The following is an 11,850-nucleotide window of genomic DNA, read 5'->3' as shown; positions in this document are numbered from 1 at the left end:
ATCTTTTCGCCCTTAACGGGCATTTTGTTTTTCATCAATATTTCTGAGCGCATCCAGAATCAGGCTCGTGGTATCGGACATCTGGTTGATGTTCACGATATCCGGCATCAGGTGCGTATCGAGCTTGAACAAAGTCTCGTCGCCCCACGACAGCATCTTTTCCAATGCGTCCGGCCCTGCCAGTTTGCCACACTTGGCGCAGCAGATACGGCCTTCCTGGAATGCGATAAATCCCTTTTCGCCGTTACACTCGAACATGACCGTCCCGGTGATACGGCTCTTTTCCATTGTCTGAGCAAAATCGATAAACGGAAGCACCTTGGCCGAAGCCAAAAGCGACAGGCGTTCGAATTCGTCAAAAGCCTTGTTCTTTGCGCGCAGGCGGTCGGCCACCACCTTGTAAAGGTACACCATGATATTCGGGTTCTTGTCCAGGAACTTCACGAATTCCTCGCGCGGAATGTGGAGAACCGTGGCACCCTCTTCGCCCGCAATCACGGTATTGCTCGTCGGCTCGTTACAGATAATGGACATTTCGCCGAAGCAGGCACCCGCATCGAGGGCAGCAAGCGTATTGTAGTGACCGTCGGCCAGAATCTGGCCGCAGATAAAGGCGTTGCCGCTCTGAAGCACGCAGAAGGAATCCCCGACGGAACCGCCGTTGATAATCACTTCGCCCGCTTCGTACTCGCGAATCTGGGCATTCAAAAGCAAATAATCAGCACAATCTCTCGGAACCTGCTGCAGGAAAGGAATCCCCAGCTCATAGTTAGCCGCAATCCAATCACCGATACCTGTATGAGTCTTCATATTCTAAAAGATAAAAATATTGCGGTACCAGTCAAATTCCTTTTGGGCAGAATCAGCCCCATTCGATGCATTCTGTATACAGGTCCGCAAACTCTGGAGCAATTCGGCAGGGTATGCCACCGCCGACTCGTAGAAATCGTTACCGCCGCCCGGACCCCTGCGCCCGTCATTCTGACACACGCGTTTTTCCCGGAACGCCCTGATGTGCCTGACGCGCGGTTCCGCAGCAAGGATGTCTTCCGCACTCGAGAACGCCCCCGGATTCACCCACACGTCGGCGCTGTCCGCCACAAGCATGATCTCTTCCAGCGTAAACGTAAGTTCGCGGCTGGTGTCCGATGCCCACAGGTAGCAGCCCCCTGCATCCCGAATGAGGTGCGCCGTAAAGCTGTTGCCGCCCGGAGCGTACCAGACTCCGCCGTAGTTCATCCCCGCAATCACGCGAGGACAAGACTTAGACGAAAGACGAGAGACGAAAGACGAGAGAGTGTCATTGCGAGCCGAAGGCGAAGTAATCTCTACTTCTGACTTGTTGGGGGAAGTCTCCCCCTCGCTCACACGTTGTTGCTCGCTACCCCCTCTAGCGGGGTTTCCCCCCGCAACGCCCCCATTTGCAACCTGCAAGTATGCATTCTTACTTTGTTCATAAATCGAATCGGCTCGAACTTCCACGCCGAACAGTTTTCCGAACAACTTAATCCATTCGATTTTCGCGAGCGGATGTTCCTCCTGCCATTCCGAAGTCAACATCAGCGGGATCCCGAGGCTATTAATTCGTTCATAATCATCCTGGCTGCCGCCCGTAGCAAAGTCCATCACCAGGTCCGGCCGAACCGCCAGAATTTTCTCCAGCGAAATCGACGTTCCGTTCCCGACCTCGGCGACCTCGCCCCGCTGCACCCGCGCATACAGGGCGCTATCCGCGACATACTTTCCCTCGCCCACCGCCACGATGCGGTCCATAAGACCCAGGCGAAGCAGGAACCCGACCTGCGCCGACGAAAGCGCGACCACCCTTTCGAGCGGCACACGCAGGACAGTCTCCTTGGCACGCCCATGCGATAGATCCACGACGCCCTCGGCCGCGCCTTCCCCTTCGGCCCGCTTGCGCAACGCGAAACGCTTGACCAGCGTGTCACGACCCACGACCGAACGGACCTCCAACAGGTTCTCGTCGCAGGGGCAGCCCATCATCAGGTTTTTCGCGTATTCCTGGGTTGCTAGTTCACCGCACCCGTCCGACTTACCGGGCTGGCCGCCATTTCCGCAAGCCGAGCACAGGAGCGCCAAGGCCATCCCCAGGCCCCCCAAGGCACCTCTTGCTACCATTTTTCCACAAAAATTCAACACAATAGCTCCCAAAAAAATCGTAAACCGTTGATTTTTAACATCTTATGCATTTTTTTGTGCCAAAAACCCAAAACATAATGTATTTTATATGACGTATACTAGCAACGGAATCTTTTATGAAAACAAAGATAGCCTCTTTTTTGAGCATCGTGGCCCTGAGCCTGCTCACACTCACCACCGGCGCATTCGCCGATCTCGAAGAAGGTTTTTACGAAAAGGACCACGTCCGCGGGTTCATTTCGATTGGTGCGGACTACCGCGGCATGCGTAGCGAATTCCAGCGCTACGTGAACAATACGGCTTTCAGCAACTGGGGCCACCAAACGGAAGGCTATTACATCGACAAAGACACTAATACCGTCGACACGACCTTTTCCTATTACGGCCAGCTTCCAGGCTACGACAAGTTCAACGACTACTATCTGGGTCTACACGTGAACATCGGCGCCCAGTACAAGCAGTTCCTGACCTGGTTCGATATCAACTTCATGCCGATGCAGACTTCCGAACGCCCTGCAAATTCCTACACAACCGACATCGATGGCTACCCCGCAGATGCCCAGGATGTCGCTCCGAAAAAAAAATCATGGCCTCTCTACGATGTGGAATGGTTCGCCTACGGCGCTGACTGGATGTTCGGCTGGAAACTTTTCGGCGAACACACCTTCATCAACCTGATACCCTCTATCGGCTTCGGCTTCAACATTATCAATTTCCACTTCGCCTCGGAGTTCACCCTTCAAGAAAGGGGGAAGCCCGAACACACGGAACTCGCGCGTGACCGCTTCTACAGCACCATGGCGACGACCGTGACCAGCGAACTCGAATTCCGCATCGAGTTCGGACGCCTCGGCCTGGGCGGATACGCCGGATACCGTTTCGTGCGCTACAACGATCTCGATATCGAAGGATTCAACATCTTCTATGAAGAAGACGGAACAGACAATGTCGGCGACACCTGGTACCTCGGAGCCCGAATCACTTGGTACTTCCTCTCCACGTGGGAAAAGAAGCAGGCCGATAAACTATAATGACCGTTCGTGCTCACTGCCACTAGACAATACGATCGCACTCACTCTCGCAAGAGCGTGCAAAGCGAGTGTCGCAGAAAAATGCTTGCGCTAGCGCTATTTTTCCATGACCGAGTGAAGCCGCGGACGCCAAAGGCGTCAACCACGCCTCGTTAATACGAGGCGTTTATTGCTCACAGATGACCGTTCGTGCTCACTGCCTCTAGGCTATACGGGCGTACACACTCTCGCAAGAGCGTGCAAAGCGAGTGTCGCAGAAAAATGCTTGCGCTAGCGCTATTTTTCTATGACCGAGTGAAGCCGCGGACGCCAAAGGCGTCAACCGCCCTAGATCAATATCGAGGGCTTTGTTGTACACGAACAACGGCAGGCAGTCCGCTTGAGGTCGGACCGCCCGCCGTCGCCTGTGGTCGAGGAATCTAGAAAGCGGCCTAGCTCTTGCGGCCGGGTGCAGAATGGCTCCGTTCAAAGGGATGCTCGCACTGGAAAAAGAACCCGCTCGGTCCCTGCGTCGAATTGGGAGTCCTGTCGACGACCTTCTCCATGGCCACGTAATGGGCGCAGCGGTCCCTGAGGCAGGGGTCGGTCTTCCAATAAACGTTGCGTTTCGCCTTGGGGTACACAAAGCTCCAACCCAGCAGCAGCGTGGGCACTCCCATCAGCCCCAGGCGACTCGGGAGCGGGGCGAACTGCCCCTGCGTGCTGAAAAGCACCACGGCGTCCAGCTTGCGGTAGACCGCGAACAGCAGCGCATCTTCCATCAGCGCCATGTTCGGCCCGAGCGTCCCCTCGACCGGAGCGGTCGGATTATAATGCACGCTGTACCCCGCCTGCTCCAGTTCGTGCTGCAACCGGATAGCCCCCTCGTGGTATTCCCTGTAGATATGCGGATTCCGGTAGGGGTGGTAATAATGCGCCTCAAGCTCCAGGTCGCGGTAGTTTCCCTTCTCGAAATACTTGAGCGACTGCATCTGCACCCACGACTTCAGGCTCCTGAAATCCAGCTGTGAACGGAACCGGTGATGGTTCCGGTAATACTCGTTGACCTTCTTCAGCGTATATCCGTCAAGAAAGAACCCGACGCGCAAAGGCTCCATGGTGTAAACCTCCGAAAAAAAACGTGCCTATTTCTTAACACGCTTTTTTCAGGAGTCCACACGCCCCTTTTGCAGTAAAATTTTGTAAACAAATTAGAAATTGCCGATTTCGCTTCAAAATCGGCATCGACAAATCAAAGTAACTTTCTTTTTTCCAGGTCGTCCATCAGAGACTCGGGCATCCAGCCCTTGAGTGCCCTGAACTTCGGACTGTCCAGCCTGGCACGCCACTCCGCCGCCTTTTCCTTCTTGCCCGCATCGTGGTAGATGCGGACCAAGTTCAGCACCGAACACCAGTAGCGGATACTTGCGCCGGTACGCTTCAGGTAATCGGCGGCGCTCTTCTCGTAGATTCCAGCCGCCTCGTCGTAGCGATTCAGGCGGTAAAGCATGTCCGCCTTGATCTGCAGCATCACGGGATTGCCCGGAGCCTTCGCGAGGCCGCGCTCGGCGAGCTTGAGCCCCTTCGAGAAATCTTCCTTGTCGTAGTGCATCCAGATAAGCGGCGTCAGGAACAGCGGCCAGAAACGCTCGGATTTCTTCGACGCACTGTCGAGAGTCGCAAGGTACGCCTCGCGGTTATCCGACTTGAACGGCACCCAGCTGAAACTCTTGTCGATGTAGTAGGCGTAAATCGCGAAGAACGCACGCGCCTCGAGCTCCTCGGAATCCTCGAAGGCCTTCGCCGCAGAACGCGTCGTCATGGCCCCCTTCACGGAATGCCCCGTCTCGCCCTGCACATAGCCCATCTCGAACCTGCGGAGCGCATCCCAGAGTCCCTCCGTCTTGCATTTTTCCAGTAGCTGACCCGCCTTCTGCAGGGCAGCCGTATCGCCCTTGTCGTCGTAAACGCTGATGCGTACGACATTTTCCAGGACACAGCCCGCGCCCTCGTTTTCGGAGCGGAGCTTTTTCGCGAGCTCCATGGCATCGCCGTAGCGGAGCGCCATCGTGGCGGAAGTCGCCCTGACCCACAGGTCGTTCTGGCCCGCGGACAACTTGAGCGACGGGACATCTCCCGCCCAGGTACAGACCGCACACAGCGCAATCGTCGTCAGAATTCGCAAAAACATAGACACAAAGGTAGAAAATAGGAGTGGGAAAACCGCAATAAGGCCCGCATTTACATACAAATCTGTTGATAAACTATGGATAAAAAACTTTCGTAAACAATTTATTCACATATTCCCAGACCGCCAAGCACATTCTCCCGCCTGCTTCGCGGCTTCCACAGACGATATTTTTTATTCCAAATTGGAATAATCGGCGCGAGCCGCACTTTTTTTAACAAAAAACATTTTCGTTTCGCAAGCCGTTGACAGTCAACGAGTTACGATTTCGCATCCAGAAAAGCGGTCAAATTTTCCATTTTTTGCAAAAGTTACAAAAAGATGTTATTTTCGTCCCTTTTCCCAAAGCACCTTGCCCGACAAGTAAAAAAAATATATAACTGAGGTTAAGAAATAAACACCTTTTCAACACTTCAACAACAAATAAACATGTAACGCACAAAACAACTAACGGTATCGAAAAAAAGACGGAGGTCTTATGAAGCTCTTCCATAAAACATCTGCACTGTCATTCTACATGATCCATTCCGGTTTCAAGGCGTTCAAGGACCGCGTGAAAGCCGAACTGGACGCAGTGGGTGGCGGCAACCTGGACGACCTTCTGGACGACGACAGCCTGCACGCGTACTACCGCAACGGCGATTCGCCTGACTACGTGGCAGCCTCCCTCTGCCCTTCCTGCGAAGAAGACTGAAGCCAAAAAAGTCTTTCCCGAACAACCGAAGGGAATACCGTCCTGATTATATAAAGACTCTCTCCTCCTAGAAACAAAAATTCCGCAGCACGCCGCTGCGGAATTTTTTCAATCTTATTTCGCGAGACTTGAGTTCGAGTCGCGCTCCGGTTCGCCTCGAGCAGCGCCCCTTCGCTACTTGGCAGGGCAGCCTTCCACCGTCTCGAACTTGCCCTTGTTCACGGTCACGATTTTCGCGTTGGTGTTCACGCCGCGCTTGAACTTGATTTCGCCGTAGACGCTCGGGAAATTCGCCGTGTTGTTGATGGCGTTGGTAAGGCTGTTCGGCTTCTTCGCAAGCGAGCTGAACACGATATTCGCCGCATCGTAGCTGAGGCCGCTCACCTTGTCTTCGCCGGGTTCGTCGCCCCAGCGTTCCTTGAAGTCGCCCACGAACTTCTTCAGGTTCTCGTTGTTGCCGTCCATGTCCATGGCCGGCACGCTGAAGTAGGAACTGTCCACCTGGCGCTTGCCCTGGATCAGCAGTTCGCGGCCGTACCAGCCGGATGCACCCAGCAGCACGCCCGAAATCTTGTTGAAGGCCACCTGGCCCGCCATGAGGCCCGCATCGCCCGGGTTCGTCGCCGGAATGAAGATTCCCGGAATGTTGAACGTGGAATCCTGCATGTAGAAGCGGCGCTCCTTGGCGTTCACCGCGTCGAGGTCGGCGGCGCCGCGCGCAATGTTCTGGCGGCGGTTCAGTTGTTTGAAACGCACGTCACGAAGCAGACTGAATTCAGTCTTGTAGTCAGGACGGCCTTCCTCGTAGTTGCGGAACGCCACCACACTTCCGCCGCGGCGTTCCACCGCCTGCGTAAAGCTCTGCGACATGGAGGCGCCGTAACCGCCCAGCGGGCTTAAGACCGCGAATTCGCGGATGGAAAGGCACTTGGTCGCAAAGTCCGCGATGCTCTTCGCGAGATTATCCATGGTGATGTTCACCTGGAAAATGTTCGGTCCCATCTTCGCGATGCCGTCGTCGGTCGCCGTCGGGGTAAGCATCGGGATATTCTGGAAATTGCTGCCGAGCCATGCGGCAACGGTCGCCGCGGGGGCGCTCATGATAGGTCCAATCACGGCGACAATGCTGTCCTGGTTCACCGCCTGCTGCGTACGGAGCAGGGCCTGGGCGGCATCCGCACGGGTATCCGCCACGCGCAGGTTCACCTTGCCCTGGAGCCCCGCCTTTTCGTGAGCGAGAATGACACCCTGGATAGCCGCGGCTCCGAACTCCGCAAAGTCACCCGACAGCGGCGCAAGCACCAACACCGTCGGCATGCCCGCACCCTGGCCTTCCAGCGATTCTAGGCCCCTCTGGGCCGTATTGGAAAGGTTCTCCGCTACCCCACCGGCCAAGACCTTCTTGTACCAGTAGCGGGCGGCGCGGTAGCGCCTGGAGTTCTGGCATTCGCGGCCGATCTGCAACTGCAGCCAGCCGATAACGTCCTTGTCCACCGGATACTTTTCCAAGAGCGCCTGCAGCTGGTCCGCCGTCAAAAGGGAGGCGGCAATCGTCTGGATGGCGACATCCTTGGTGCGGCTCTTCGCGGCGGGATTCTTGGTGTAGGCGAGAATGCGGAGCATCGATTCCACGCCCTCGTACACGTTGCCGCGTTCCGCCATCACGATGGCGTTCGCGAGTTCCATGCGTTCGCGGTAGGCCGAGTTCACGTAGTATTCCAGGAACCTCGAAGAAAGCTTCAGAGCCTCGTCGCGCTTGTGGTCGCGCATATAGCATTCGGCAAGCATCACGGCGGCCTTTTCGCCTGCGGGCTTACGGAAGCTGGACTTGTAGAGCTTCTGCAGGGGGGCAACCGCCTCGGCGCACCTGCCATTCTGGATGAGCGATTTTGCCTGGGCGATTTCGTCTTGGGCAAACAGGGTGGTCGCAAGACCTGCGGCCAAAACAAACGGTAAAAGACGTTTCATATTAAGATTCCGCGGCGGACTGAACCACCTCGTGTTCTTTCTTGATTTGCTTCTGGAGGGACTCGGGCAGTTTCGCCCAATCAATGACATCGACACGGAACGGAAGTCCACTATCGACAAAGGCCTTCTCGATGGCCGTCATCACTTCGAAGGAAAGGGGCTTTTCGGAAATCACCACCAGTTCCAGTTCCGTTTCAGGAGTCAGGTCCACCCCCGACACACGGGCGCCATGGGCCCAGACTTCCATTCCTTCGAAATGGAGAGCGAGGAGCCTCTGGACCTTTTCCAAATGATCAGATTCAATGCATAAAGCCATATCGACCCAAATATAGTTAAATGGGGGTCGAGCATTCCCGCTACTTTTCCACTACATGGCCCGAAAGTTCCCTAAAATCGTCTTTTTTGTATAAAGTAACTCCCGGGGACACCAGGTGGAACACGGACTGTTCCGCGAGGGCGGCAAGGCTGAACTCGAAAGAATCCAGGCGGAAACGGTAGCTGTCGGTAGAATTGTCGAAAGACACCATGTAGGGTGGCCGCGCAAGCTCGCCACGGTTCACCATCGAAAGGAGTTCCACCCCCACACGGTCGTTCACGACCACCCACGCGTCCACTGGCGGCAGGTTCGCGACAAGCGAAAACAGTATTCGGCAAAAATGCTCGTGCGCACCGGATTCCTGCATAAAGTCGAACGGGCTCGCATGCGTCGCGTCTGTCGCCTCGACCACCTTGAGTCCCACCTTCTTGAGCCCGCGCAGGCGATCCACCGACCACATGCTCATGTGGTAAGGCGATACAAAGGCGATACGCTCCATCCCCTTCTTCTTCAGGAAATGCCCCACGGCACGCCCCGGGAAATCTCCGAAAGCCAGATTGAAGAATGCGTAGCGCTTTTCCTTCTTTAAAGCCCGCGGAATGTCGTAGAGCGGATGTTCCCACCACACCGATACCGGAAACCGCGTGCTCGCCAGCAACGCGAAGAGCCGGTTGACATTGAACACCAGCATGGTCGAGACGATTGCTCCGAAACACTCGCTGCAGTCCGCGAGCCTTACACGGTTCCCGACCGCATCCAGGAAAACCCCGTCCTTTTCGAAATAGCCAAGCGCCCGGACCCTCAGGCCGTTGCGGCGCGCCTCGTCGTACACCAGGCGCATGAACATGAGTTCACGTTCGCCGAGACCGTTAAAGTCCCCGTTCGGGTTGCAGCGCATCACCAGGAGGATTTCCTTCTGGCTAAGCGATTCGGGCCTGGAGTTCCTGAAGTAGTAGCGGCCACGCCCCCTGCGGTCAAGAACGCCGCGATTGCGCAACATTTCGAGGGTACGGCTCATGGACCCCGGCGTAGTCCCGTAAACCGAGCAAAGGCCCTTTATCGAGGGGAGCGTGCGGTCTGCCGAAATCTTGCCGGATTTCCAGTCTTCTAGAAGCAGGCGTTCCAGCCGTTCGGTCTCGCGTTCGCCCTGCTCTATCACGATCTCGGGCTTCTTTCCCCAGAAATAGCCGTTGCCGTGTTCCCCGTAAATCCTGCCCTGCTCCACCAGCCTCTTGTACGCCTGGAAAACGGTAAACGTCGAGGCTCCCGACGACGACGCCACCTTGCGCACCGACGGAAGCCTTGCGCCATCCTTGAATCCGGAAGATTCAATCCACCTGCAAAAATCGTCGACCGTCACCGAACTCCTCCCGCATCATTTGGAACAAATTCCGAACGAACTTGACATGGCGAACATACGCGAAATAACACTAGATACACTTTAGCATTAATATACATAATTTATTGCGAATAGGCAAGCATCGCGACATATCTTTAATAAAGTAAAACAATATCACCGGCGTTTAACGCCAAACGGAGTTTATATGAACAAGAAACTATTCCTCTCTATGTGTGTCGCTCCCGTAGCGGCAATGGCATTCCAGGTCGGCGCATGGGTCGGCGGCCCGGGACAGTACCCGCAGCCCACGCAGGAAAACGTGCAGGCTTTCCAGGACCTGCAGGGTTCGCACCTCGACCTCATCAGTTACTTCGCGCTCTTCGACATCAACGACTGGAACGCAACCGAAGAATACGCCAACGTGGCCAAGGAAAACGGTTCCACGCTGGTGGTCACCTGGATGGCGAACGGGTACGGCGCCCAGGACTTGGTCGACGGCATGGCCGACAGCTACATCCGCGACTACGCGAAGGGCGTCAAGAACTACGGCGAAGAAATCTGGCTCAGGCCGCTCCACGAAGCGAACGGTGACTGGTACGACTGGGGTGTGGGCAAGGCCGGCGCCGGCAACACCGACGCGAACGTCGCCGAGGCATTCCGCCATATCGTGAACATCTTCCGCGAAGAAAATGTCACCAACGTAAAGTGGGTGTGGACGACGAACGCCTCGAATGCAGGAAAAGGATCGACGCTCACTGGCAACTATCCCGGCGACGAATACGTCGACTACATCTCCATCGACGGTTACAACTGGGGCAAGTGCCAGAGCTGGTCCAACTGGCAGACCTTCTCGCAGGTATTCAAAAAAGCGTACGACGCACTCGCCAAGATCGACAAGCCGCTCTTCATCGCCGAAATCTCCAGCTCCGAACTGGGCGGAAACAAGGCCGAATGGATCACCGACATGTTCGAGCATTTCGCCACGGACTTCTCCCGTGTATTCGCGGTGATGTGGTTCAGCCAGAGCAAAGAAGCCAACGAAGGCGACTGGGCGCTCAATACCTCGCAGGCCGCAGTCGATGCCTGGAAGGCCGGTATCGCCAAGATGAAGGCCGCTAACCCCGACAACGGAACCGCCATCAAGCCTGTCGGGAGGGCCGCAAACAGCTCCTTTCGCCTGCAAGACGGCAAGCTCTACATGCAAACAAGCAAAGCGCTAAAGGCAAGCGTCGTGCAGTTCGACTACCAGGGCCGCATTTTGTGGCAAAGCGCCGTACAGCACTTTACCCCGGGCGAACACGCCATCGACGTACCCGACACCCATGCGCGGAGTATGTACAAACTTTCTATTAAACAATAATCATCACTCCCACCCAAACAACCAAAAAATCCCGGAAGGTTTTCCTTTCGGGACTTTTTCTTGATGGCTGCATCGTATTTAGAATCATTAACTAGTCCTTACAAGGGCCACTTACACGGATGTTTACATCATAATAATCTTTCCGATGAATACTATCACTTTGTATTTCGGCATCTATTCTTACAGGCAAAACCTTTCCATAAAGAGACTTTTCTTTTTTTATACTATGGGGTAACAGAAACGCATCTTTCAAGGAATAATCCTCGCAACTTTTATACATCATTCCTTCAACTGGAGTAAATTTGCCTTTTTTGAAAGCTATGCTTGCGGAAATGTTTTCGCTGTATTCTTTGTTACAGACATTGCATTCGGTTGCCGGGGCAAAAATATAGCGAGGGATGTAATCATGCTCTTGATCTAAAACAAGCCTATGAAATTGATCAATGCAATATTCTGCTATAATTTTTTTCTTCATATTGCAGGGCCCACTTATAAAAGCTTCAAATTGCTTCTCATATACGTAAGACGGTCCTGCAAGTCTTGCGTTCCAGCGGCCTTTAAATCTTTTTCTGTAATAAAACGGCAGTGTTTCTTTTGCATTGTTTTTATGAATATGGAGTACATCGCGATTTACGGGGTTAAGATTTATTATGGCTATTTTAGGTTTCAAGCAAAGGGTGTCAGTTGATGGAGTCACATCAAAAGTCACACAACCACCTATAAACTCCGCTTCTGAAGAATCATGTGGCGCATTAAGACTAGGGTACCTCTAAAAATACATTCATTTCCTGAAGATGGGTTTATTTGTCGTTTTC

11 protein-coding genes are annotated in these 11,850 nt (G+C 54.5%); 3 read left to right on the top strand and 8 right to left on the bottom strand.

Features of this window, described 5'->3' with window-relative positions; genetic code table 11:
* Positions 1 to 12: 12 nt before the first annotated feature.
* Together Q0P86_RS10780 and Q0P86_RS10775 are read right to left on the bottom strand one after the other, a co-directional pair.
* Positions 13 to 810, bottom strand: a complete 798-nt coding sequence (locus tag Q0P86_RS10780; protein ID WP_290995964.1) for a cyclic nucleotide-binding domain-containing protein — start codon at positions 808 to 810, stop codon at positions 13 to 15.
* Between the two features lie 3 nt (positions 811 to 813).
* Positions 814 to 2,139 carry an ABC transporter substrate-binding protein gene (locus tag Q0P86_RS10775; RefSeq protein WP_295039371.1) on the bottom strand — a complete coding sequence of 442 codons (1,326 nt, stop codon included), beginning with the start codon at positions 2,137 to 2,139 and terminating at the stop codon, positions 814 to 816.
* A 137-nt stretch (positions 2,140 to 2,276) separates the two neighbouring features.
* Here Q0P86_RS10775 and Q0P86_RS10770 point away from each other — a divergent pair, with 137 nt between their 5' ends.
* Complete coding sequence (locus Q0P86_RS10770) at positions 2,277 to 3,191, top strand: hypothetical protein (RefSeq protein WP_295039370.1); 915 nt, start codon at positions 2,277 to 2,279, stop codon at positions 3,189 to 3,191.
* Positions 3,192 to 3,622: 431 nt separating this feature from the next.
* On the opposite strand, the gene Q0P86_RS10765 is transcribed toward Q0P86_RS10770, so the two are convergent.
* Together Q0P86_RS10765 and Q0P86_RS10760 are read right to left on the bottom strand one after the other, a co-directional pair.
* Entirely contained in the window at positions 3,623 to 4,288 is a 666-nt protein-coding gene (locus Q0P86_RS10765) for an NYN domain-containing protein (protein WP_290995956.1), read from the bottom strand.
* A 134-nt stretch (positions 4,289 to 4,422) separates the two neighbouring features.
* Positions 4,423 to 5,361, bottom strand: a complete 939-nt coding sequence (locus Q0P86_RS10760; RefSeq protein ID WP_295039368.1) for a hypothetical protein — start codon at positions 5,359 to 5,361, stop codon at positions 4,423 to 4,425.
* Between the two features lie 475 nt (positions 5,362 to 5,836).
* Between Q0P86_RS10760 and Q0P86_RS10755 the strand changes: the two genes are divergently transcribed.
* The gene (locus Q0P86_RS10755; protein WP_290995950.1) at positions 5,837 to 6,052 is read left to right on the top strand and encodes a hypothetical protein; all 216 of its coding nucleotides are present in this window, start codon (positions 5,837 to 5,839) and stop codon (positions 6,050 to 6,052) included.
* Positions 6,053 to 6,226: 174 nt separating this feature from the next.
* On the opposite strand, the gene Q0P86_RS10750 is transcribed toward Q0P86_RS10755, so the two are convergent.
* Genes Q0P86_RS10750 through Q0P86_RS10740 form a run of 3 tightly spaced genes read right to left on the bottom strand, consistent with a single transcriptional unit; the run spans position 6,227 to position 9,696 of the window.
* Entirely contained in the window at positions 6,227 to 8,020 is a 1,794-nt protein-coding gene (locus tag Q0P86_RS10750) for a penicillin-binding protein activator (RefSeq protein ID WP_290995947.1), read from the bottom strand.
* Position 8,021: 1 nt separating this feature from the next.
* A complete protein-coding gene (locus tag Q0P86_RS10745) occupies positions 8,022 to 8,336 on the bottom strand; it encodes a nucleotidyltransferase domain-containing protein (RefSeq protein ID WP_290995944.1) in 315 nt (104 codons plus the stop codon).
* 40 nt (positions 8,337 to 8,376) lie between these two features.
* On the bottom strand, positions 8,377 to 9,696 hold the full coding sequence (locus Q0P86_RS10740) for a GntR family transcriptional regulator (protein ID WP_290995941.1): 1,320 nt from the start codon (positions 9,694 to 9,696) through the stop codon (positions 8,377 to 8,379).
* A gap of 184 nt (positions 9,697 to 9,880) precedes the next feature.
* On the opposite strand from Q0P86_RS10740, the gene Q0P86_RS10735 reads away from it, so the two are divergent.
* Complete coding sequence (locus tag Q0P86_RS10735) at positions 9,881 to 11,035, top strand: glycoside hydrolase family 26 protein (protein WP_294113706.1); 1,155 nt, start codon at positions 9,881 to 9,883, stop codon at positions 11,033 to 11,035.
* 91 nt (positions 11,036 to 11,126) lie between these two features.
* On the opposite strand, the gene Q0P86_RS10730 is transcribed toward Q0P86_RS10735, so the two are convergent.
* Positions 11,127 to 11,744 carry a hypothetical protein gene (locus Q0P86_RS10730; RefSeq protein ID WP_295039363.1) on the bottom strand — a complete coding sequence of 206 codons (618 nt, stop codon included), beginning with the start codon at positions 11,742 to 11,744 and terminating at the stop codon, positions 11,127 to 11,129.
* Positions 11,745 to 11,850: the final 106 nt, after the last annotated feature.

Source organism: uncultured Fibrobacter sp., from assembly GCF_946062555.1.
Lineage (GTDB): Bacteria > Fibrobacterota > Fibrobacteria > Fibrobacterales > Fibrobacteraceae > Fibrobacter.
The sequence above is the reverse complement of the archived record's forward strand: the minus strand, read 5'-3'. Positions and strand labels throughout refer to the sequence as shown.

Coding starts and splice junctions, on each gene's coding strand:
- Q0P86_RS10775 (WP_295039371.1), bottom strand. CDS start 2,139: ATGGTAGCAAGAGGTGCCTTGGGGGGCCTGGGGATGGCCTTGGCGCTC.
- Q0P86_RS10765 (WP_290995956.1), bottom strand. CDS start 4,288: ATGGAGCCTTTGCGCGTCGGGTTCTTTCTTGACGGATATACGCTGAAG.
- Q0P86_RS10780 (WP_290995964.1), bottom strand. CDS start 810: ATGAAGACTCATACAGGTATCGGTGATTGGATTGCGGCTAACTATGAG.
- Q0P86_RS10755 (WP_290995950.1), top strand. CDS start 5,837: ATGAAGCTCTTCCATAAAACATCTGCACTGTCATTCTACATGATCCAT.
- Q0P86_RS10745 (WP_290995944.1), bottom strand. CDS start 8,336: ATGGCTTTATGCATTGAATCTGATCATTTGGAAAAGGTCCAGAGGCTC.
- Q0P86_RS10750 (WP_290995947.1), bottom strand. CDS start 8,020: ATGAAACGTCTTTTACCGTTTGTTTTGGCCGCAGGTCTTGCGACCACC.
- Q0P86_RS10770 (WP_295039370.1), top strand. CDS start 2,277: ATGAAAACAAAGATAGCCTCTTTTTTGAGCATCGTGGCCCTGAGCCTG.
- Q0P86_RS10735 (WP_294113706.1), top strand. CDS start 9,881: ATGAACAAGAAACTATTCCTCTCTATGTGTGTCGCTCCCGTAGCGGCA.
- Q0P86_RS10760 (WP_295039368.1), bottom strand. CDS start 5,361: ATGTTTTTGCGAATTCTGACGACGATTGCGCTGTGTGCGGTCTGTACC.